Below are 22,260 nucleotides of genomic sequence, written 5' to 3'. Positions count from 1 at the left end.
TTATACTTATGCCTACTACCATGCGTGCCGTAGTACTCCATGCCGACTGGGACCCCAAACCGGAATTCAAGCTGGGTCCCAAGGACATCGAAGGCCGGCAGACATACCTGGGGAGCAAGGTGTGGCGTCATCCCCGGGTAGCTATCGAGGAAAGGGAGGTGCCTCAGGCCGGTCCAGGTGAAGTGGTAATCGAAGTTAAAGCCTGCGGTATATGCGGGAGCGACGTTCATATGGCCCAGCCCGATGACCAGGGATACATTTATTATCCTGGCCTGACAGGTTTTCCGGCCGTACTGGGTCATGAGTTTTCCGGTGTAATCGTTGAGGCCGGCCCGGGCGCCTTTGACAAACGCACCAACAAGCCTTTCAAAGGCGGGGAGGCGGTTTGTGCCGAGGAAATGCTCTGGTGCGGCGCCTGCCAGCCCTGCGCTGACGGCTGGCCCAACCACTGCGAACGGCTGGATGAGATTGGCTTTAACGTCGACGGCGCTATGGCCAAGTACATTAAGGTCCCGGCACGTGTCGTATGGAGCCTGGAACCTTTACGCGAACGCTATTCCGAAGAAGAAGTATTTTTACTGGGCAGCCTGGTAGAGCCGACTTCGGTAGCTTATAACGCTGTTATCGAACGCAGCGGCTGGGGTATCCTGGGGGGTATCCGCCCCGGCGATAATGTGGTAATCTGCGGTGGCGGGCCGATTGGCATTGCAGCCTGCGCCGTTTTAAAACGCCAGGGGGCGGCCAAAGTAATTCTATCCGAACCCGAACCTTCCCGGGCGGAACTGGGGCGCAAGATGGGGGCCGATTATATTGTTAATCCCCTGCAGGAAGACTTTACTGAAAGGGTCCTGGAAATCACCCGCGGTTACGGGGCGGCCCTGTACCTGGAAGCAACCGGATTGCCGACGGTAGTTTATCCGCAGATTGAAAGAACAATCTGGGAGCAAAAAACTTTGAATGCCAGGGTCATGGTGGTTGCCCGCGCGGATGCCAAAATGCCGGTAACCGGCGAAGTCTTGCAGGTGCGCCGGGCGCAGATAATCGGCGCCCAGGGGCATTCCGGCCATGGCACCTTCCCGCGGGTCATTGAGAGCATGGCCGCCGGGATGAATATGCTGCCCATGATCACCAAGCAAATCTCCCTCGATGAAGTACCGGAAAACCTGGTGACCTTAAGAACCGATCGTAAAGAATGCAAAATTACCGTTCGCCTTGACCGCGAATAAGTTCCTGGAACCGGGGCAAGGTTCAATCTATGAAACTTAAAAAGTAAAGGAGCCTGCAAGATGAACCAGAAGATCTGCAAGGGATGGCTATTAACCGATCACCCGGCCATTATTTTTGAAGATAACGAAGTCGGCCGCCTGAAGAAACAGGTCTGGGAAGCGTCCGAAGAGGAAATCGACGCTATCCTGAAAGAATACGAGATTCCTTCAGAACCCGAACTGGGCAAACCGGGTACTTATATCCAGAATACCCCCCGGGCCAAAGTAATCGAGAAGCGCAAGAAAAACGACATAGTGTTTGTGCCTATCGGCTGCACGGAAAACCACGGCCTCCATGCCAACAGCGGCCTGGACACTTTTATGGTCACCCAGATTTTAGAGGGGGTCCGCCGCTATACGGCCAAACAGGGGCGCGAAGTAAGCCTGGCATTTCCGCCCCTGAATTACGGCGGCCATCCCTACCACCACCTGGGTATGCCAGGAACAATAATTATGCCCAAAGAAGTCGTAGAGGAAACTTTAATTTATACGATGCTGGGCTTATGGAACGATGGCTTCCGGAAGATTATCCTGGTCAACAATCATGGTCACCTGTGGATGCTGGAATCCGCCATTCAGGAATTCATGAAACGCTTTCAGTTGCCTGGCGTATTCCAGGTCATCGACTGGCACCGGGCCGTCAGGGAGTTCTTCTTCCCCGCCGTAAGAGAAGATAGCCTGGAAACGCATTTCGTCCACGCCGATGAAGCCGAAACCTCGGTAGCTCTCCTGCTTTTCCCCGGGATGATCGATATGAGCGTGGTGGAAGATTCCGAACCGGAAGGCTTCTTACCGGCCGGGCACTTTGATACTGCCGTCGATCCTTTAAGGCGCCCCCACCGCTGGTCTGAGGGTGAAGGCCATGCAGCCATTGAACGGGCTGCCACTCCCCAGGGCGTTGTGGGTAGACCCAGTTTAGCTACCGCCCGGAAGGCGAAACGTCCTATTGCCGCCATTTTGAAGTATCTTACCCTGCTGCATGACCATATTCTAGATACCTTCCCACCCGGCACTGTACCGCCGGTTGAGAAGGTAACCTTAAGGACGGAAGAAGAAATGCGGCCTTTCCTTAAGGAACCCCTGAGTGAAGGTTGGAAGTCTGTATATGAATTACCTTACCTCGGGGCGTTCCATAAGCTCTAACTATATAGACTGAGATAACAGGAAAAATATACGGGTGTCAATTTAAAAATTGGCTGAGGTAGCTCCGGCCAAAAGCTACGGCGGGCGCTGAAAAGGGATTGTTTTGTAGCCCGCCGTTGCCAAGGGCCGGGAGAACTCCAAAAGTTTATTAACAGGGGGCTGCATGATATGCCGGAAAAGTTAAATATAGGGCTGATAGGGGCCGGGCGGATCGGCAGGGTTCACGGGGAAAATATACGCTTTCATGTCCCGGGAGCTGAAATAGTTGCCGTAGCCGATCTTTATAGCGATAAGGTCAAAGATTGGGCGTATAACCTGGGCATCAAACATGTATTCGATGACCCGCAAAAGATCATAGAAGATGAAAGGATAAAAGCAGTCTTAATTTGTTCTTCCACTGATACCCACGCGCCTTTAATAATCCAGGCTGCCCGTGCCGGCAAGCATGTCTTCTGTGAGAAACCTATTGATTTTGATTTGAATAAGATCCGGGAAGCACTTAATGAAGTGGAAAAAGCCGGGGTTAAGCTGCAGATTGGCTTCCAGCGCCGCTTCGATCCCGGTTTTAAGAAGGCCTATAACTTGATAGGGCAGGGGAAGATTGGCGATATACGGGTTATAAAAATAACCTCCCGTGATCCCGCACCGCCTCCCATTGAATATATAAAAGTTTCCGGCGGCCTTTTCCTGGATATGACCATTCATGACTTCGATATGGCCAGGTACTTATCGCGGAGTGAGGTCATAGAAGTTCATGCTGTGGGCGGGGTGATGGTTGATAAAGCTATTGGAGAAGCGGGAGATATAGATACCGCCATTGTAACTTTAAAATTCGCCTGCGGTGCCATCGGAGTTATAGACAACTGCCGCCAGAGTGCCTACGGATACGACCAGAGGGTAGAAATCCTGGGTTCTAAAGGCTGTGCCATGGTAGGCAATCCTCCTTTAACCCCGACTGTTTTAGGCACTGAAGAAGGCATCCTGGCTGATAAACTGCAGAATTTCTTCATCGAAAGATACCAACAAGCTTATATCGAAGAAATAAAGGCTTTTGTAAACTGCGTTCTGAAAGACCAGCAACCGCCTGTTACCGGCAATGATGGCTTGCAGCCTGTCTTAATCGGCCTGGCGGCGCAACGTTCTCTGGCTGAAGGCAGGACTGTACCTTTAAAGTATCTGTAAGACAAGTTATCTACAGTTGGAATATTTTCTCTCCGGGATCAGGTCCGGAGCGATTCGGCGGAGGTATCCGTTTATGAAATTGAGTATCTCCATCGCTCAAAATGTACCCGCAAGCGCCCCCTTTATCCTCAGGGGGCCTTATCTTGATAATATTAAGAAGGCTGCTGAACTGGGGTATGATGCTGTAGAGATCCACGTGCGTGACCCGCGTGAACTTGAGGTGGAGCAGATTTTAAAAGTTTGCCAGAAGGAGAGAATAACTGTTTCTACCCTAGGGACGGGCCTGGGATATGTTGAGGATAAATTAAGCCTGACCCATCCTAACGCTCAAATAAGAGAGAAAGCTGCTAAGCGTATTTTAGACCATATTGAAGTTGCCTCATACCTTGGGGCAGGAGTTATAGTTGGCTCGATGCGAGGAGTAATACCTGATACCGGCCGATTTAAAGAATATGAGAATTACGCTGGTGAAGGCCTGGCTGTTTGCCTGCAGAAAGCGCAAAAATGCGGCGTGGTACTTTTCTTAGAAGCCATTAATCGCTATGAAACCAATTTTCTCAATACTGCGGCCGACACATTGAATTTTATAACCCGCTTCAATAGCCCTTACCTCAAGATTCATCTGGATACCTTTCACATGAACATCGAGGAAGTAGATTTGGCCGGAGCTATAAAAAGCACCGGAAGGGCCCTGGGCCATATTCATTTTGCCGATAGCAACAGGTTTTATCCGGGACAGGGACATCTTGATTTTAAAAAGATAATAGCAACCTTAAAAAATATTGGTTATAAAGGTTATATCGCCCTCGAATGCCTCCCCTATCCTGCTCCTGAGGAGGCGGCAGCGGGAGCTATAAAGTATCTAAAAAGCTTGCTTGAGGAGAATTGAGCAAAAAGATTTAGTTATCAGGGTTAATTGCCAGGAAAGATGACGTGTCTTTAAAGAAACGGCGAATTTTGTTCGGGGAAAAATTACTGAAATTAGTGCTCGGGAAGGAGCAAAAGAAAATGCTTGCACTAAATAAAGCCCTGCTCACCGGAGATTTCAGCTTACCCCCCAATCTGGAGGCAGGCCCCTACCCGGATAACTTACCAGAGCGTGTCCTCCAGTTTGGGGAAGGTAATTTCCTGCGCGCCTTTGTCGATTGGATGTTCCATGAACTGAACAAAAAGGGACTGTTCCAGGGCCGGGTGGTGGTAGTGCAACCCCTGGCCCAGGGCCTGGTCGACAAATTAAATCAGCAGGACGGCCTGTATACCTTAATCCTGCGCGGGTACCAGGACGGCCAGATGGTAGAAAAAAGGGAGATTATCACCTCCATCAGCCGTGGTATTAACCCTTACGAAGACTGGCAGGCAGTCCTGCGCTGCGCCGAGGATCCGATGATAGATATAGTTATATCCAACACTACCGAAGCCGGCATCGCTTACGACCCCGGTGACAGCTTAACGGCCGCCCCGCCGCGGTCCTTCCCCGGCAAGCTCACAGCCTACCTCTACCACCGTTTCCGCCACTTCCAGGGCGACCCGGATAAAAGGATGCTCATCATACCCTGTGAGCTTATCGATAGAAACGGCGACAACCTCAAAGCCATAACCTTAAGGCTGGCCGAAGAGTGGGGCCTGCCGGAAGAGTTCCGGCAGTGGCTGCAAGAAGCCAACCTGTTCTTAAACACCCTGGTAGACCGGGTGGTTCCGGGTTACCCCCGCGAAGAAGCAGAGCAACTGGCCAGAGAGCTAGGCTATAAAGACGACCTGCTGGACACCGGCGAGCTGTTCCACCTCTGGGTGATCGAAGGCCCTACGCACCTTAAAGAAAAGCTCCCCTTCCATGTAGCCGGCCTCAACGTCATCTGGACGGACGACATGACGCCGTACCGCACCCGCAAGGTCCGCATCTTAAACGGCACCCACACCAGTACATCGGCCGTAGCCTTCCTAAGCGGCATCGATACGGTAAGGGAGGCTGTAGAACATCCTCGCCTCGGCCGCTTTATGAAAGAATTAATATATAACGAAGTCATACCCGCCACCGACCTGGATAAAAGAATGCTAACCGAGTTTGCCGGGGAAGTGCTAGAGCGCTTCCGCAACCCCTATATTATCCACTGCTGGCAGAGCATCTTGCTCAACACCACTTCTAAATACAAGACAAGGGTACTACCATCGCTGTTGGACTACGTAGCCAGGGAGAAAAAAGTACCGACAAAGCTCACCTTTTCCCTGGCCGCCATGGCTAGTTTATTTAAAGACGGCAAGACCAACGGCCGGCATTTTGAGGGACGTCGGCCGCAAGGGGATTTCATCGTTGAAGACGACCCCGGTGCCCTGGTCTTCTGGCAGACGGCATGGCAGCAATACAAAGGCACACCAGATAGCGCTCGGGAAACAGCAAAATATATCCTGGATAACAGCGCCATATGGGGCCAGGACTTAAATACCGTTCCCGGCCTGGCGGAGAAAATGGGGGTTTACCTGCAGGAGATTGTAACCGGCGGCATGGTGGCAGCCCTGGAGAAGGTGCTGGCGGAAGGAGAAGGGACATGAAAAAAGCAATCCAGTTGCATGCCCGGGATAACGTAGGCGTTGCCCTGGTGGATCTAAAAGCGGGTGAAGCCGTTCTAATAGCTGGACGTGAAATACACCTGCAGGAAGACATCAAAGCCGGCCACAAGTTTACCCTGGTAGATTTGCCCGCTGGCCGGGAAGTAAGGAAATACGGCTATTCAATCGGAATAACTACCCAGCCGGTGAAAGCCGGGCAGTGGGTGCACAGCCACAATTTGCACAGCAGGCTGGGGAAGCTAGAAGAATACATCTATAGCCCCCTCCCCATAACGCCAGATAACCATAAAGCAGTAAACACAATCTTCCGCGGTTACCGGCGACCCGACGGCCAGGTAGGAGTAAGAAACGAGATCTGGATTATCCCCACGGTAGGCTGCGTCAACCAGCTCGCGGAAAACCTGGTCCAGGCCGCCGCCCGGGAACTGGGTATAGGAACGGAAGCCGAAGTCGATCCGGGGAACATTGAAGGCATTTATATTTTCAAACACCCCTATGGCTGCTCGCAACTCGGCGACGACCACCATAACACCCAAAAGCTCCTGGCCTCACTATGCCACCATCCCAATGCTGGCGGGGTACTGGTTCTGGGCCTGGGCTGCGAAAACAATAATATCCCAACTTTCCGCCAGGTGCTGGGAGAGGTAGACCCCAGGCAGGTTAAATTCCTGGTGGCCCAGGAAGTAGAAGACGAAATGACCGTGGGTTTAAAGCTCCTTAAAGAACTAGCGGAATATGCCATCACCTCTAAACGGGAGCCCTGCTCAATATCCGAACTAAAAATAGGGCTCAAGTGCGGCGGTTCCGACGCCTTTTCCGGCATAACCGCCAATCCCCTGGCAGGCCTGGTAGCCGACCGGGTAGTAGTAGAGGGCGGCACGGCGGTCCTCACTGAAGTACCGGAAATGTTCGGCGCCGAAACCATCCTTATGGACCGGGTTGTGGATGAAGGGGTGTTTCAAAAGATAGTAAAGTTGATTAATACCTGGAAGCAATACTATCTGGCCCACGGCCAGCCGGTTTATGAGAACCCTTCACCTGGTAATAAAGAGGGCGGTATTACTACCCTGGAAGAAAAGTCCCTCGGCTGCGTGCAGAAGGGCGGCACGGCAGCAGTGGTAGACGTCCTGGATTACGGCGAGAGGTGCCAGAAGCAAGGGCTCAACCTTTTAAGCGCGCCCGGCAACGACCTGGTATCCTCCACGGCCCTGGCAGCGGCCGGCTGCCAGCTCATCCTTTTTACCACCGGCCGGGGGACACCCCTGGGGACCTGTGTGCCTACGTTAAAGATAGCCAGCAACAGCGCAATTTACACTAAAAAGCCGCATTGGTTCGACTTCAATGCCGGCAGGATACTGGAGGGAGAGAGTATGGTGGAACTGGCAGAGAAATTACTGGAACAGGTTTTGCGGGTAGCCTCCGGAGAACTGACAAAAGCGGAAACCCTGGGCTCCAGGGAGATTGCCATATTTAAGTCAGGGGTCACCCTTTAAAACCCCTTTGCAAGGAACCCATTACTCTTGAGTTAAATTTTACTTTATGATTCAAACGTCCGTAAAACGTAGAGGGTACGGCGAGGGTAGGGGATGGTACGGGTTAGCTGGTTAAGCTATATTTAACTGAAATAAAACAAAAGAGCCTCTCACTTCCTTTGAGCCTTGTGACGTCCTGTTTTTTGATGTAAACTGTTAATAGGGATAGGATATGACGGGGGACAGGGGTATGTATCTTCAGGAATTTTACAGGGCATTAGAGATTGTTAGTGCGGCTGTTCAGGAAGTCTATGGGAACCGTTTGGTTTCCCTGGCTGTTTTTGGTTCAGTAGCCCGCGGTACGCCTCGCCCGGATTCCGATATTGATCTTTTAGTTGTCGCCGATAATCTCCCGCAAGGCCGTTTAAAAAGAATGGCAGAGTTTAACCACGTAGAGGAAATTGTCCAACGCCACACCGCAGCTTTTCAACATATCCGGCCGGATCTTTCGCCGGTAATAAAATCAAGGCAGGAGATACTTGCAGGAAGTTTACTATTTCTAGATCTGGTTGAGGATGCAAAGATTTTTTACGACCGGGAAAACTTCCTGGCGCTGTACTTGAATGGATTAAGGGAAAAACTAGAGCAGTTGGGAGCGCGCAGGGTCTACCACGGCGGGGCCTGGTACTGGGTATTAAAGAGAGATTACACGCCGGGCGAGGTGTTTGAGATATGACCAATATCACCCTGGCGCGGAGCTATCTGGAGAAGGCTACCAAACGAATGAAAATATTGCCGGTTTTGCTTGACGAACAAGCATACTCTGACGTGATAAGGGAAGCCCAGGAGATTGTAGAACTGGCTCTAAAAGGTATGCTCCGGGCTATCGGTATTGAGCCCCCTAAACAGCATGATGTCGGTTATTTATTAGTGGAGTTTAAGGATCGTTTTCCCGAAGAAGTCCAGGGGGAAGTGGAAAGAATTGCCGGCATATCAAAATGGTTGCGGAAAGAAAGGGAATTTGCCTTTTATGGGGACATAGATTTTATACCTACAGAAGAATACACAATTGCAGACGCCAGGAAGGCCATAAATGGTGCCGGGCTGGTAGTAAAAATGGCTTCTAAAGTGATATGATTTGTTATAAAAAGCCCTGCCGGTTGTATCCTGCAGGGCACTTTTTTTCTTTTACCTTTCATTAGCAGCATGGATTTCTACCCTGGCACCGTCGGGAACCTTCTTTAACACCCCGGGATCGCTTAAAATGCGGCCGATTTTATTTACCGGGCTGGCGGCGCGGGGTTTGGCACCGGTGCTGGCGGGCGTAGGCCCGAAGAACAGGCAGAAGGCGTGTCCCGGCGGCCAGTAAGCGATGTCGCCTACTTCCATATCCGCCGTGGCTCCTTCTTCCAACCCGGCCTTAACGGGGATCGAGAAGTAAATTTCATCACCCCAGGTATTGGCCCGGCCGGTTATGGGCAGGGCGGCCTGGATCTTGCGGGCGGTGTCGCTGTCGTTTAGCTCGGCTATTACGGTCAGCTTACCAAAGTTAATGGCAATTTGCATATAAATTACCCCCGGCAATGAATTTCCAGGCATATTTTAACATATATAATGATAAGCCTCAACAAATACCTCTTCCTCGCGGGTATAATAAAAAGTATGGTCGGCTTTTAATGCTGAAGGCATACAGTCGACGCAGTGGTCGGCCGGTAACTGTGGACGCTAAAAGCAATAGCCCGGGAGGATGATTGTTGTTGCCAAAGATACGGCTGCAATTTGTTTTGTTATTAATGGTAGTGTTAATTGCGGGGGGAGTACTTATGTTTCAAAACGCCTACCGGTTAGCGCCGCCTGTTGATGAGCATCCCGGGCTGAAACCCGACCGGCAAAGGGCTTATTATGTAAGGGTTCCTGTAGCCGACGTCCGGGCAGAGCCTGACGGGGAAGCGGAGCGGGTTACCCAGGCCCTCATGGGGGATGAGGTGAAGGTGCTGAAGGAGGAAGGTGATTGGCTGCAGGGGCAGGTGCCTGATGGCTATATCGGATGGTTAAAAACAGTTGATGTAGTTATTGATATCTCACCACAGGTGGAGTCACTGGTAGCTGTAATCGTCCCCCGTGCCCTGTTGTTCCGGCAGCCAGGAGATAATGACGCCACCGGCGAAGCCTTAATGGCTACCGACTTGCCCCTGCTGCAGCAGAAAGAAGGCTGGATGGAAGTCTGGCTCCCGGGTGGGGGAACGGCCTGGTTGAGGGGAAATGAGGTTGAGGTCTGGCCCGCGGGGAAGGTGCAAGGAAAACGCGGCGGGGAGGATGTCATTAAAACAGCTGAACGCCTGCGGGGTGTGTCTTATCTCTGGGGCGGGGTGAGCCTGTACGGCATAGACTGTTCCGGACTGGCCTATGTTGCTTACTATTTAAACGGAGTACGTTTGCCCAGGGATGCTGACATGCAGTTCCAGGTAGGCAGGCAGGTAGCCAGGGAAGAGTTGCAGCCCGGGGACCTGGTCTTTTTCAACACGGAAGGAACTGGGAGCCTGCCCACCCATGTCGGTATTTATAGCGGTAACGGGGAGTTTATTAATTCCCGTTCCGGCCATGGCGTAATAACCAGCCGCCTTGATGAGCCGTTATTCGCTCGCGGATACCTGGGAGCACGACGTTACCTGCCGTAAGGACTGGCATTGGCGATAAATCCCGGCGGGAAAACCCGTGTTGTTTCCTCAAGGAAGCTAACAATCATTGGCTTCCGGAATGACAACGCCAAATATATTGTATACTTGTTAAATAGATATTGCACCGCCTGGTATGTGTTTATATAATAAGGCAAGGCGGTTGAAAGAAGGAACAAGCACCGCTCTGGTTATTAAAACCAGGGCTTTTCTATAAATTTTAACGGTTATAAGGAACACAGGGACAGTTAAAGACCGGTAGTCAAAAAATGTTAGGAAGCTTTGCTTCCCTTTATGGAGGAGAACCGTTTTGGGCCAGCTAAAGATTACCGACACCACCCTGCGTGATGGGCACCAGAGCCTCTGGGCTACACGTATGGCTACGGCCGATATGCTGCCTATCATTGAAAAAATTGATAGCGTCGGCTACCATTCCCTTGAAGTATGGGGCGGCGCCACCTTTGATGTCTGCATGCGCTTCCTGGACGAAGACCCGTGGGAACGCCTGCGAACCCTGAAAAGATATGCCCGGAAAACCCCCTTGCAGATGCTCCTCAGGGCCCAGTCCCTTGTAGGTTACCAGCTGTACCCCGACGATGTGGTGCGGGCCTTTATTGCCAGGGCGGTGGCCAACGGTATTGATATTATCCGTATTTTCGATGCCCTGAATGATCTGCGCAACATGGAAGTTCCCATTGAAGCCGCCAAAAAGGAAGGCGCCCATGTCCAGGGGACGGTGGTCTACACCATCAGCCCGGTCCATACTACCGAGCATTATTTGCAGACGGCCCTGGAACTGGAGAGCATGGGCGTGGACTCAATATGCATCAAAGATATGGCCGGCCTCCTGGCCCCCTTTGAAGCCTATGAACTGGTAAAGCTTTTTAAAGAAAAGCTCCGTATACCCGTCCAGCTCCACAGCCACTATATCGGCGGCCTGGCCGTTGGTGCCTACCTTGAGGCCGCCCGGGCGGGAGTGGATGTAGTTGATACGGCCTCGGTTCCCCTGGCCTTCGGTGCATCCCAGCCGCCGGTAGAGACGGTGGTGCGGGCCCTGGCCGGGACGCCCTACGATACCGGCCTGGATTTGAACCTCCTCTTTGAGATCGCCCGTTATTTTGACGACCTGCGCCGGGAGCTGGGCTATGAGCGCGGTGTGACCCGCATTACCGATATGTGGGTTTTCCAGCACCAGGTTCCCGGAGGCATGATATCTAACCTGGTTAGCCAGTTAAAGGAGCAAAAGGCAGCCGGCCGCATCAATGAAGTCCTCGCAGAGATACCGCGGGTACGGGCCGACCTGGGTTACCCGCCCCTGGTTACACCTACCAGCCAGATTGTCGGCACTCAGGCGGTGCTCAACGTCCTGACAGGCCAGCGGTACAAGATCGTACCCGGGGAAGTCAAAAACTACGTCCGCGGCCTTTACGGGCGCCCGCCGGTACCTGTAAGGGAAGAAATTCGCCGGATGATCATCGGGGATGAAGAGCCCATACAGGGGCGGCCGGCTGATGTTCTGCCGCCGCGTCTGGAAGAAGCCAGACAAGAAATCGGCGAACTGGCACGGAATGAAGAGGATGTTATCAGTTATGTGTTGTTTCCCCAGGTGGCACGGAAATTTTTTGAGGACCGCCGTGACGGGAGGTTGCGACCGGGTAGGCGTACCGTAAAATCCCAGACCGGGGAAAAGGCAGAGACAGGAGGCATTAAGAAAGTGGACCTCAAGGATATAACCCAGCTCATTAAAGTCCTGGAGGAGACGGGTATTACCGAACTCAACCTGGAAAGTGAAGGGGTCAAGATCGTAATCAGGCGCGGCAGCGACCGGGAAGGATATACAGGCATGTTCTCCGCATCCCGGGCAGACAAGGCCGAGGAGGTTTGTACTCCAGGGGATACGCCACAAGCCGATCAAGATATTATCGAAGTCAGGGCCCCCATGGTAGGGACTTTTTACCGGGCACCTGCTCCTGATGCGCCTCCTTTCGTAGAAGTGGGCACCAGGGTTAAACCGGGACAAACATTGTGTATAATAGAAGCTATGAAGCTTATGAATGAGCTTGCCGCCGAAACAGCGGGCCAGGTTGTCGCCATCCTGGCGGAAAACGGCCAGCCGGTGGAATACGGCCAGGTGCTGTTCCAGATTAAGAAAGAGTAGCAAAGTTTCGCCGGTAGAAGGGTACAGGATCGAAGTAAGGTTTACGGGGGATAAAAGAGATGTTCAAGCGAGTTCTCATTGCCAACCGCGGCGAAATTGCCGTGCGGATTATCCGTGCCTGCCGGGAAATGGATATTGAAACTGTAGCCGTGTATTCCGAGGCCGACCGCGGGGCCCTGCACACCCGGCTGGCCGACAAAGCCGTTTGCATCGGGCCGGCGCAGGCCAATCGCAGTTACCTGCATATTCCCAGTATAATCGCTGTGGCCCAGATGAGCGGTGCCGATGCCATTCACCCCGGTTATGGTTTTCTATCCGAAAACCCGTACTTTGCCGAGATGTGTGCCACGGCAGGGATAACCTTTATCGGCCCTTCACCAAGGGCCATGCAGCTCATGGGCGCCAAGGCTACGGCGCGGGCTACCATGATTGCCAACGGGGTGCCGGTGGTACCGGGTTCCGAAGGAGTTGTCAAGGATCTCGACACCGCCATGGCTATAGCCAAAGAAATCGGGTACCCCGTTTTAATAAAGGCGTCGGCTGGAGGCGGCGGCCGCGGTATGCGGGTAGCCCAGGGTCCCCGGGAACTGCGCCAGGCCATCCAGACTGCCCAGCGGGAGGCGGAGGCAGCCTTCGGCGATCCCCAGGTCTACCTGGAGAAATATATTGAAGAACCCCGCCATATTGAGTTCCAGATACTAGGAGATATCGAGGGCAACATCATTCACCTGGGCGAGCGCGACTGTTCCCTGCAGCGGCGCAACCAGAAGATCCTGGAAGAAGCCCCTTCGGTAGCCCTGACACCGGAGCTGCGGCGAGAAATGGGGGAAGTAGCCTTAAAGGCCGCCAGGGCCGTTGGTTATTACAGCACGGGGACGGTAGAATTCCTTCTTGATAAATATGGCCGCTATTATTTTATTGAGATGAATACCCGCATCCAGGTGGAACATCCCGTTACCGAGGCGGTTACCGGTATCGACCTGGTTCAGGAGCAGATCAGGATAGCTGCAGGAGAACCTTTAAGTATCCGTCAAGAAGAAGTCCAGATCCGGGGGCATGCCATCGAGTGCCGGATTAATGCCGAAGATCCCGGCCATAATTTCCGGCCGGCACCGGGACGTATTGAGCGTTACCATGTACCGGGAGGCTTTGGTATCAGGGTGGACAGCGCTGTTTACAGCGGTTACTTAATTCCCCCTTATTATGATTCTCTAATTGCCAAGGTCATAGCATGGGCGCCGGATCGGGAAAAAGCCATCAACCGTATGGCCGGGGCTCTGAAAGAGATGGTAATTGAAGGGGTACCGACGACTATACCTTTTCACCAGCAAATATTGGCGAATGCCTTTTTCCGGCGGGGGGAGGTCTACACCAATTTTATCCAGCGCCGCTTGCTGGCAGGATGAAGTTGCAGTTGTGATGGCTGCCGTCCTCTGGTATAATATAGAAACAAGCGGAGGTGATTTATATGGATAATTCTTTAGAACAACAGGCACGGAATGAACTTGGCACGATAAAAATCACCAACGAGGTTGTAGCAATCATCGCCGGGCTAGCCGCTATGGAAATCGAAGGAGTTGCCGGTATGAGCGGCGGCATTGCCGGGGGTATTGCCGAGCTACTGGGGAGGAAAAATCTAAGCAAGGGCGTTAAGGTGGAAGTAGGGGAAAAAGAAGCCGCGGTTGATCTGTATATTGTCGTAAATTTCGGCGTACGCATCCCCGATGTTGCCATCCGGGTACAGGAGAGTGTTAAAAAGGCTATCGAATCAATGACGGGCTTGCGGGTGGTAGAAGTTAATGTACATATCCAGGGCGTAGTATTTCCCCAGGAAGAGAAAGATGAAGAAAGCACCCGCGTCCGTTAGGAGGGCATTGAATTGTCAGTGCTGGACCGGGCCTTGCTGGCCCTTTTTGCTTTACTGGTAGCGGTTCTTTCCCTGGGTACCCTGGTAGTTGTCGCCGGATGGGCAGTACCCCTGGACCTTTTTGAACTAAGCCTCCGGCGGCCGGACTATCGCATCATAGCAGGTCTGGTAGCTACCGTATTATTCCTGCTGGCCTTGCGTTTTTTGGTAGCCAGTGTGCGCCCGGCGGCAGCAAGGGAAGAGCAGGCGGTTATAAAAGCTGCCGAGCTTGGCACGGCCAGCATTTCCCTGCCGGCCCTGGAAAACCTGGTCATCCGTGCTGCCCGCCAGGTGAAAGGGGTGCGAGAGGTACGTACAAGGCTCCATGTCCTTCCGGAGGGACTATCAGTAAAGCTTAATATTACCGTTAGTCCCGACCGTAATTTGCCGGAGTTAGCTGCGGCACTCCAGCAACAGGTCCATGAATATATTGTTGCTACAGCAGGCCTGGAGGTGCCGGAGGTCCAGGTGCGGGTCAACGGGATTTATCAGGAAGGCGTGCGCCGGGCAGAATAGGGGAGATGAAGGCATGGAAAACAATACCGGTTTTCTCGATTACCTCTGGCGGGAACACCGCGGCAAGTTTATAGGCGTTACCCTGGGCGTTATTTTCGGCCTTTTGACTGCCATCTGGGGTTTTGGCAAGGCCCTTTTTATTGGTTTTTGTGTTGCCGTAGGTTACATTATCGGTCGTCGTCTTGACCAGGGTCGTGGGTGGGAAGACCTATGGAGACGTTTCTTTGGTAATCGCTGGTAAGGGGGAATTAGCGCTTTGAGCAGAAAGGCAGCCAGGATAAAAGCCCTCCAGGCTCTCTTTGCCGTTGATCTGGGCCGCATGGCCCCGGAAAGGGCAATTGAAGAACTTTTAGCCGAAGAACAGCTCTCACCCCAGGCAGCTGCCTTTGCCCGCGAACTGGTAATGGGGACTATCACCGCCCGGCAGGAACTTGACGCTATTATTAGCAAGTACGCCGTCGGCTGGCGCCTGGAGCGCCTTGCGGCTATTGACCGCAATATCCTCAGGATGGCTTTGTTTGAAATGAAATTTTACCCGGATACACCGGTAAATATTATCATTAACGAAGCTATTGAACTGGCTAAAACCTTTAATAACGAAGAAGCGGGTAAATTTGTCAACGGCCTGCTGGACAGCGCCCGCAAAGAGTTAGGAAGATAGCTGATGGCCATTCTCGGTATTGATACCAGTGCTTATACCTGTTCAGTAGCCATCGTTAGCGACGATGGCCAGGTCCTTACCGCTCACCGCCGCCTGTTGCCGGTACCCCGGGGAGAAAGGGGACTGCAGCAGGGAACGGCGGTTTTTCATCATGTGCAGATATTACCGGAGATTCTCACGCTGACCTTTGACAGCATACCGGCAACCCGTCTCAAGGGGGTAGCTGCAGCTACAAGACCCCGGCCGGTGGCAGGCTCCTATATGCCGGTTTTTACCGTGGCGGCCGGGCAGGGCCGTATCCTGGCAGCGGCTTTGCAGGTACCCTTCCTGGCTACAACCCACCAGGAAGGTCATATTGCCGCCGGCCTCTGGTCGGCGGGATGGCACCCTTGCGACCCTTTCATGGCCGTTCACCTTTCAGGAGGGACCTCAGAAATTCTAGTGGTGAGCCGGAAGAGCGGCGGTTTTAATATCAAAAAACTGGGAGGAACCCTGGACCTACATGCCGGGCAACTGATCGACCGGGTTGGTGTGCTCATGGGTCTCGAGTTTCCCGCGGGGCCGCAACTGGAACTGCTGGCTCGGCAGGCCCATGAAGAAGGAGAAAAAAAAGTACGGCTAACTTCGGCCGTGAGGGGGTATAATTTTAGCTTCTCCGGGCCTGCCAGCCAGGCAGAACGCCTGCTGGCGGCAGGAGCCGACAGGGCAGCTGTAGCCAGGGCAGTGGAGCAATGTATAGCCAATACACTGGAGCGGGTCCTGCGGGCAGCCATAGTTGCTACCGGGATAAAAGATATTTTAATCGTCGGCGGGGTGGCGGCCAATGACTACCTGCGCAGGCGTTTGCGCCACCGCCTGGAACACCGTGCTATAGGTGCCAAACTCTACTTTGCCGCACCGGAACATAGCGCCGACAATGCCATCGGCGTGGCCCTGCTCGGGCGGGAGGTAATTTAATGGTCCCTGGCCATCTGCCGGCGGATATCCGGCAGGGGAAGGGTCAGGACGGCAGCCAGGGCCGGAACAATAGCCAGGAGATGAATTACAAAGGGAACGCCCCTGGCGTCGGCAACACCGCCCAGCAGGAGGAGGCCCAGGCCGCCGGTACCGATGGCAAACCCCATCATCAGACCGGAAGCCATTCCTATATGGCGGGGCATCAAGGACTGGGCCAGGACAATGGCCGGGGCAAAGGTAGATACTACAAAAAAGCCGCTCAAGGCCAGCAATATAGCTACCCAGGCCCCTTTTACGTATGGAAAAGCCAGGACCAGGGGAATAAGCACCAGCATGGAGGCGAGGATCATCCTTTTAGCCCCCCAGTAATCGGCGATACGCCCGCCTACAAGGGTGCCTACCGCCCCGGCAATAAGGAAAATAGAGAGCATGGTGCTGGCAAAGGCGGCGTCACCGTGAAGGTAATGCTGGTAGTAAAAGGGGATATAATAGGTTAAACCGGTATGGAGCCAAGAACGCAGGATAACAACAAGGACGAGCAGGGTAACGGCTGTAAGGGAGGCCCTGCTGTAATTTGTTTTCACCTTTTGTGGGGCAGCAGCCGCTACAGTATCGGTACCCATGGCGCGGCCGATAGCCGGCATGGAATGGACCAGCAGGGCCACGGTAAGTATTGTAGGCAAAATAACCAGCCAGGAAGATTTTAAACCACCGTGGGTGAGGATAAGGGAAGCGATTATCGGTCCCAGACCAAAGCCCAGGTTGCCCCCTACGGAAAAGATAGCCATGGAGCCTGCCTGCAGGGGACCGCTGATATAATGGGCCGATTTGGAAGCTTCCGGGTGATAGGCGGCTACTCCCAGGCCGCTAACGAAAACGAGTGCTACAAGTAAATAATAACCGCGTACCAGTCCGAAAGCGGCCATACCCAGACCGGCTAAGAGGCAGCCGGCTGGCAATAACCAGCGCAGCTGGTACTTATCTGAAAGGTAGCCGAAAAGGGGCTGGATTACAGAAGAACTAATGTTAGAAAGAGCAGCAATGAAACTTGCGGCTGTAAAAGTCAGGCCGGCCTGTTGTTTATATACCGACAGGAAAATAGGTAGCAGTCCCTGGTTGATATCGGTAACCATGTGTCCCAAACTCAGCAGGTAAAGAATATGTTTCTGCATTTCTTCAATTCCTCCAGTCTTATCATATATTAAATCCTGCAGGTGAAGCGGTCAAGGATTATTAGCAGGAATATGGGTTTTAACAGCGAATATTATCAAGGTTAAATTTAATTAAGAAATAGCTTAACGTGTAAAGGGGTAGAGAGGCTCGTGTACCGGATTGTACGTAAAGAGGTCATGTCACCGGTGATCAAGCTAATGGAGATTGAAGCTCCCGAGGTGGCTGCTAAAGCCCGGGCTGGTCAGTTTATTATTCTCCGGATCGACGAAGAGGGGGAACGCATACCCCTGACAATTGCCGACTTTAACCCTGACCGGGGCACCATTACAACGATTTTCCAGGAGGTTGGATACACTACCCGGCGCCTGGGGGCTATGGAGGCGGGAGATACCCTGGCCGATTTTGTCGGTCCCCTGGGACAACCCTCGGAAATTGAAAATTACGGCCGGGTCGTATGTGTGGGGGGCGGCGTCGGCGTGGCCCCTGTTTATCCCATAGCCCGTGCCTTGAAGGAAGCCGGCAACGAGGTAATATCTATAATTGGCGCCCGGACAAAGGAACTGCTTATCTGGGAAGACGAAATGCGGGCCGTCTCCAGCGAGTTGCTGGTGGCTACCGATGACGGCAGCTACGGTCACCACGGCTTTGTAACGGATCTCTTGAAACAGGTACTGGAAGAACGGGGCAATATATCCCGGGTCTGGGGTATCGGCCCGGTAATCATGATGCGAGCCGTTGCGGAGACTACCAGACCCTTTGGTGTGCCCACTATTGTCAGCATGAATCCCATTATGGTGGACGGTACCGGGATGTGCGGCGCCTGCCGGGTCAGCGTCGGCGGGGAAACTAAATTTGCTTGCGTCGACGGGCCCGAATTTGACGGCCATCAGGTGGACTGGCAGCTGGCCCTGCGGCGGATGAACATGTACAAAGATGAAGAAGAGAGAATCCTTGCGTACCATGAGGGGGGTGGTTGCAAATGCCACTAATTCCTAACAAAACACCCATGCCATCCCAGGATTCGAAGGAGCGGATTCACAACTTCAATGAAGTGGCCCTGGGCTATACCGAGGAGATGGCCCTGGCAGAAGCCGAGCGTTGCCTCCAGTGTAAAAAGGCCCCCTGCCGCCAGGGTTGTCCTGTGGAGGTAGACATCCCTGCTTTTATCACTTTGATAAAAGAACGGGATTTTGACGGGGCTATTGCCAAGATAAAAGAAAAAAATAACCTGCCAGCCATTTGCGGTCGGGTTTGTCCCCAGGAAAACCAGTGCGAAAAATACTGCACCGTGGGCAAGAAGCATGAGCCGGTAGCCATCGGCCGCCTTGAGCGCTTTGTCGCCGATTACCAGATGGCAAAGGGTGAAGACGTTGCGATGACCAAGGCGGCGGCTACCGGTTTTAAAGTGGCGGTGATAGGTTCCGGGCCCGCCGGTTTGACGGCTGCTGCCGATCTGGCGCGGATGGGGCATCAGGTGACAGTTTTTGAAGCCCTGCACGTGCCCGGAGGCGTGTTGATGTACGGTATTCCTGAATTCCGGTTACCGAAAAAGATTGTCCAGCAAGAAATTGATTCCATTCGCCGGTTAGGAGTCGAGATTCGTACCAATGCCGTTGTCGGCAAGGTCACGACTGTGAACGAGCTCCTGGCCGGCGGATACGATGCCGTCTTTATTGGCACCGGTGCAGGGCTACCCCACTTCATGGGAATACCCGGAGAAAACCTCCTGGGAGTTTACTCGGCCAATGAATTCCTCACCCGCACCAACCTGATGAAGGCTTACCTCTTCCCCCGCTATGCCACCCCCATTAAAGTGGGCAGGCGGGTGGCCGTTATCGGTGCCGGTAATGTAGCTATGGATGCGGCCCGCACGGCCCTGCGCCTGGGAGCAGAAGAATCTTATATTGTATACCGCCGCTCGGCAGCCGAGATGCCTGCGAGGAAAGAAGAAGTAGAGCACGCTGAAGAAGAAGGGGTCCGGTTCCACCTCCTTACCAGCCCGGTAAAAATCTACGGCGACGACCGGGGCATGGTGAAGGGAATGACCTGCCAGCGCTTTGAACTGGGTGAACCGGATGCCTCCGGCCGCCGGCGGCCGGTACCCGTACCGGGCTCCGAATATGATATGGAAGTAGATACGGTAGTTATAGCCATAGGCCAGGGGCCCAATCCCCTGGTTTTAAGGACCACCCCGGGCCTGGAGCTTACCCGTAAAGGGACCATTGCCGCCGACGAGGCTACCGGTGCCACTTCCAGGAAGGGCGTCTTTGCCGGCGGCGACATCGTCACCGGGGCGGCAACGGTAATCCTGGCCATGGGAGCGGGCAAAGCCGCAGCGCGGGCCATAGACAGGTATCTGCGGGAGAAATAGTATTTGCAGTAGTATTTGTGAGTTTAGAAGTACGGGTGAAAGCAAAAAGCAGGGATATGTCCGCAGCCCATAAGGCAAGAGGCCTCTGAGCCACGAAGGACCATACCCCTGCCATGCAGTATCCTATTCACATCTTGAAGGAGGTCTAAGCCATGCCAGCCCAGATTCTAGACGGTAAGCAAATTGCCGCCGCAGTGCGGGAAGAAGTCAAGCAGGAAGTAGCCAGGTTAAAAGAACAGGGGATTACCCCCGGATTGGCCGTCGTCCTGGTCGGTGACGATCCGGCTTCCCAGGTGTATGTACGCAACAAGCACCGCGCCTGCGAAGAAGTCGGCATATACTCGGTGGTCCACCGCCTGCCGGGAGAAACCACCCAGGCCGAACTACTGGACTTGATCAAGCAGCTTAATAACGATTCCCAGATTCACGGCATCCTAGTCCAGCTACCCCTTCCTCCTCATATTGATGAAAAAACCGTCATCGATACCATCGCCCTGGAAAAGGATGTCGACGGTTTCAGCCCGGCCAACGTCGGCAACCTGGTTATTGGCGACAAGTGTTTTTATCCCTGCACGCCCCACGGCTGCATGGTCCTCCTGGATAAGACCGGTATTGATCCCAGGGGTAAAAAGGCAGTTGTTGTTGGCCGCAGCAATATCGTCGGCAAGCCCATGGCCATGATGCTTTTGGCCCGCCACGCCACGGTAACCATCTGCCATTCCCGTACTGCCAATTTGGCCGAGGAGTGCCGCCAGGCCGATATCCTGGTTGCTGCCGTGGGGAAGCCGGAGATGATCACCGGCGACATGATTAAAGAAGGTGCGGTAGTTATAGACGTTGGCATCAACCGCGTGGGTGAGAAAAAGCTGGTGGGGGATGTCCACTTTGAAAGTGCCGTCCAGAAAGCAGGCTGGATTACCCCTGTCCCCGGCGGAGTCGGCCCCATGACCATTGCCATGCTACTTAAAAATACAGTCGAGGCGGCCCGGCGCTAGTGTCCGGGCAACGGGTACTGGCGGTGAGGGAACTCACCGCCTATTTGCAGCGCCTGATAAGCAACGACGGCCGCCTGGCCAACGTCTGGGTAAGGGGAGAAATATCAAACCTGCGCCGCCCGGTGTCGGGTCACCTCTACTTTACCTTGAAGGACCAGGCAGCTGCCCTGCGCTGTGTGATGTTCCAGGGCCGTAGCCGAGGCTTAAATTTATCCCTCCAGGACGGCCTGGAGGTCATCGCCAGGGGTCATGTTGCCATTTATCCGCGGGACGGTGTCTACCAGCTTTATGTGGACGAAATGTTCCCGGCCGGTTTGGGAATGGCCAGCCTTGCCCTGCAGGAGCTGGCGGCCCGTTTGGAACGGGAAGGCCTTTTTGCTGCCGAACGCAAGCGCCCCCTGCCCTTCATGCCGCGCCGGGTGGGCCTGGTAACCTCACCCAGCGGTGCCGCCCTCAGGGATATGGTTACCGTTAGCCGGCGGCGTTTCCCCGGTATTGACCTGGTGCTGGCCCCGGCTACCGTCCAGGGAGATACCGCGCCCTTTGAACTGGCCCGGGCCCTGGAACTTCTAGGTAAACTGGGCGGGGTAGACGTCATTATCATCGGGCGCGGCGGCGGCTCGGCCGAGGATCTGAATGCCTTCAATACCGAAATCGTCGCCCGGGCCATTTATGCCTGCCCGGTCCCGGTTATCGCCGCCGTGGGACATGAAACGGACCTTACTTTAGCCGACCGGGTGGCAGACCGGAGGGCTCCCACCCCATCGGCAGCCGCCGAGATGGCCGTCCCGGTAAAAAAAGAGCTGGAAGAACGCCTGGACATCCTGGCTACCCGTGCCCGGCGGGGCATGGAACACCGCCTGCAGATGGCCCATGCCAGGCTTGAACGCCTGGTTAAAAGCCGTGGTATGGCTCGGCCCCAACAAGAACTGTATTATCGCCAGCAATACCTGGACGGGCTGGAACAGCGCCTCCTGGCCTCCTGGCAGCGCCAGGCCGGAGCCAGGGAACAGGCCCTGCAACTGTTAACGGCCCGCCTGGAGGCAGCCAGCCCCCTGGCCATCTTGAGCCGCGGCTATGCCGTTTGCCGGCGTCCCGGCGGTCCCTCCCTCCGGCGGAGCCAGGAGGTTGTCCCCGGTGAGAGGGTGGAAGTAGTCTTAAGCCAGGGCCGACTCCAGTGTGAGGTTATGGATGTGGAGGAGTGCTAATGTATCGTTTGGG

Annotated in this window: 22 protein-coding genes; 20 read left to right on the top strand and 2 right to left on the bottom strand. The window is 54.0% G+C overall.

The window, feature by feature from the left end; translation table 11 throughout:
- The first annotated feature begins 8 nt into the window (after positions 1-8).
- The 8 genes from iolM to NWF31_RS04015 all read left to right on the top strand — a co-directional run bounded on the left by iolM (position 9) and on the right by NWF31_RS04015 (position 8,764).
- Positions 9-1,226 carry a scyllo-inosose 3-dehydrogenase gene (gene iolM, locus NWF31_RS04050; RefSeq protein WP_258359227.1) on the top strand — a complete coding sequence of 406 codons (1,218 nt, stop codon included), beginning with the start codon at positions 9-11 and terminating at the stop codon, positions 1,224-1,226.
- Positions 1,227-1,286: 60 nt separating this feature from the next.
- Positions 1,287-2,408 (top strand): 3-dehydro-scyllo-inosose hydrolase, encoded by a 1,122-nt coding sequence (gene iolN / locus NWF31_RS04045; protein WP_258359226.1) that lies wholly within the window; start codon positions 1,287-1,289, stop codon positions 2,406-2,408.
- A gap of 168 nt (positions 2,409-2,576) precedes the next feature.
- Positions 2,577-3,590, top strand: coding sequence for an inositol 2-dehydrogenase (gene iolG, locus NWF31_RS04040; RefSeq protein ID WP_258359225.1), 1,014 nt, complete (start codon positions 2,577-2,579; stop codon positions 3,588-3,590).
- Positions 3,591-3,663: 73 nt separating this feature from the next.
- Complete coding sequence (locus NWF31_RS04035) at positions 3,664-4,479, top strand: sugar phosphate isomerase/epimerase family protein (RefSeq protein WP_258359224.1); 816 nt, start codon at positions 3,664-3,666, stop codon at positions 4,477-4,479.
- Positions 4,480-4,598: 119 nt separating this feature from the next.
- The gene (locus NWF31_RS04030; protein WP_258359223.1) at positions 4,599-6,137 is read left to right on the top strand and encodes a tagaturonate reductase; all 1,539 of its coding nucleotides are present in this window, start codon (positions 4,599-4,601) and stop codon (positions 6,135-6,137) included.
- Positions 6,134-7,648 carry a UxaA family hydrolase gene (locus tag NWF31_RS04025; RefSeq protein WP_258359222.1) on the top strand — a complete coding sequence of 505 codons (1,515 nt, stop codon included), beginning with the start codon at positions 6,134-6,136 and terminating at the stop codon, positions 7,646-7,648. Before NWF31_RS04030 ends, NWF31_RS04025 begins: the two co-directional genes overlap by 4 nt.
- Before the next feature lie 229 nt (positions 7,649-7,877).
- Positions 7,878-8,363 carry a nucleotidyltransferase family protein gene (locus NWF31_RS04020; protein WP_258359221.1) on the top strand — a complete coding sequence of 162 codons (486 nt, stop codon included), beginning with the start codon at positions 7,878-7,880 and terminating at the stop codon, positions 8,361-8,363.
- Positions 8,360-8,764: a HEPN domain-containing protein gene (locus NWF31_RS04015; RefSeq protein WP_258359220.1), complete on the top strand. Its 405-nt coding sequence runs from the start codon at positions 8,360-8,362 to the stop codon at positions 8,762-8,764. The genes NWF31_RS04020 and NWF31_RS04015 overlap by 4 nt, the downstream gene beginning before the upstream one ends.
- A 51-nt stretch (positions 8,765-8,815) precedes the next feature.
- Here NWF31_RS04015 and NWF31_RS04010 read toward each other — a convergent pair whose 3' ends face one another.
- Positions 8,816-9,193: a cyclophilin-like fold protein gene (locus NWF31_RS04010; protein ID WP_258359219.1), complete on the bottom strand. Its 378-nt coding sequence runs from the start codon at positions 9,191-9,193 to the stop codon at positions 8,816-8,818.
- 188 nt (positions 9,194-9,381) lie between these two features.
- Here NWF31_RS04010 and NWF31_RS04005 point away from each other — a divergent pair, with 188 nt between their 5' ends.
- The 8 genes from NWF31_RS04005 (at position 9,382) to NWF31_RS03970 (ending at position 16,500) form a co-directional block, all read left to right on the top strand.
- Entirely contained in the window at positions 9,382-10,305 is a 924-nt protein-coding gene (locus tag NWF31_RS04005; RefSeq protein ID WP_258359218.1) for a C40 family peptidase, read from the top strand.
- A gap of 307 nt (positions 10,306-10,612) precedes the next feature.
- Positions 10,613-12,460 (top strand): acetyl-CoA carboxylase biotin carboxyl carrier protein, encoded by a 1,848-nt coding sequence (accB, locus tag NWF31_RS04000; protein ID WP_258359217.1) that lies wholly within the window; start codon positions 10,613-10,615, stop codon positions 12,458-12,460.
- A gap of 59 nt (positions 12,461-12,519) precedes the next feature.
- On the top strand, positions 12,520-13,866 hold the full coding sequence (gene accC, locus NWF31_RS03995; protein WP_258359216.1) for an acetyl-CoA carboxylase biotin carboxylase subunit: 1,347 nt from the start codon (positions 12,520-12,522) through the stop codon (positions 13,864-13,866).
- Positions 13,867-13,928: 62 nt separating this feature from the next.
- Positions 13,929-14,327 (top strand): Asp23/Gls24 family envelope stress response protein, encoded by a 399-nt coding sequence (locus tag NWF31_RS03990; RefSeq protein ID WP_258359215.1) that lies wholly within the window; start codon positions 13,929-13,931, stop codon positions 14,325-14,327.
- Between the two features lie 18 nt (positions 14,328-14,345).
- Positions 14,346-14,882: an alkaline shock response membrane anchor protein AmaP gene (gene amaP / locus NWF31_RS03985; RefSeq protein WP_258359300.1), complete on the top strand. Its 537-nt coding sequence runs from the start codon at positions 14,346-14,348 to the stop codon at positions 14,880-14,882.
- A 13-nt stretch (positions 14,883-14,895) separates the two neighbouring features.
- On the top strand, positions 14,896-15,123 hold the full coding sequence (locus NWF31_RS03980; RefSeq protein WP_258359214.1) for a DUF2273 domain-containing protein: 228 nt from the start codon (positions 14,896-14,898) through the stop codon (positions 15,121-15,123).
- Positions 15,124-15,138: 15 nt separating this feature from the next.
- A complete protein-coding gene (nusB, locus tag NWF31_RS03975; RefSeq protein WP_258359213.1) occupies positions 15,139-15,543 on the top strand; it encodes a transcription antitermination factor NusB in 405 nt (134 codons plus the stop codon).
- Between the two features lie 3 nt (positions 15,544-15,546).
- The gene (locus tag NWF31_RS03970; RefSeq protein WP_258359212.1) at positions 15,547-16,500 is read left to right on the top strand and encodes a Kae1-like domain-containing protein; all 954 of its coding nucleotides are present in this window, start codon (positions 15,547-15,549) and stop codon (positions 16,498-16,500) included.
- Here NWF31_RS03970 and NWF31_RS03965 read toward each other — a convergent pair.
- Complete coding sequence (locus tag NWF31_RS03965) at positions 16,497-17,672, bottom strand: MFS transporter (RefSeq protein ID WP_258359211.1); 1,176 nt, start codon at positions 17,670-17,672, stop codon at positions 16,497-16,499. The two genes, NWF31_RS03970 and NWF31_RS03965, sit on opposite strands and share 4 nt — an antisense overlap.
- Positions 17,673-17,822: 150 nt before the next feature.
- Here NWF31_RS03965 and NWF31_RS03960 point away from each other — a divergent pair, with 150 nt between their 5' ends.
- From NWF31_RS03960 to xseA, 4 genes are all read left to right on the top strand, one after another.
- On the top strand, positions 17,823-18,662 hold the full coding sequence (locus NWF31_RS03960) for a sulfide/dihydroorotate dehydrogenase-like FAD/NAD-binding protein (protein WP_258359210.1): 840 nt from the start codon (positions 17,823-17,825) through the stop codon (positions 18,660-18,662).
- The gene (gene gltA, locus NWF31_RS03955) at positions 18,653-20,044 is read left to right on the top strand and encodes an NADPH-dependent glutamate synthase (RefSeq protein ID WP_258359209.1); all 1,392 of its coding nucleotides are present in this window, start codon (positions 18,653-18,655) and stop codon (positions 20,042-20,044) included. Before NWF31_RS03960 ends, gltA begins: the two co-directional genes overlap by 10 nt.
- 152 nt (positions 20,045-20,196) lie before the next feature.
- The gene (gene folD / locus NWF31_RS03950) at positions 20,197-21,039 is read left to right on the top strand and encodes a bifunctional methylenetetrahydrofolate dehydrogenase/methenyltetrahydrofolate cyclohydrolase FolD (RefSeq protein ID WP_258359208.1); all 843 of its coding nucleotides are present in this window, start codon (positions 20,197-20,199) and stop codon (positions 21,037-21,039) included.
- Positions 21,039-22,247 carry an exodeoxyribonuclease VII large subunit gene (xseA, locus tag NWF31_RS03945; RefSeq protein WP_258359207.1) on the top strand — a complete coding sequence of 403 codons (1,209 nt, stop codon included), beginning with the start codon at positions 21,039-21,041 and terminating at the stop codon, positions 22,245-22,247. The genes folD and xseA overlap by 1 nt, the downstream gene beginning before the upstream one ends.
- Positions 22,248-22,260: the final 13 nt, after the last annotated feature.

The sequence above is a fragment of the Neomoorella sulfitireducens genome (genome assembly GCF_024733845.1).
Taxonomy (GTDB): Bacteria; Bacillota; DSM-521; order Neomoorellales; family Neomoorellaceae; genus Neomoorella; species Neomoorella sulfitireducens.
The sequence above is the reverse complement of the archived record's forward strand: the minus strand, read 5'-3'. Positions and strand labels throughout refer to the sequence as shown.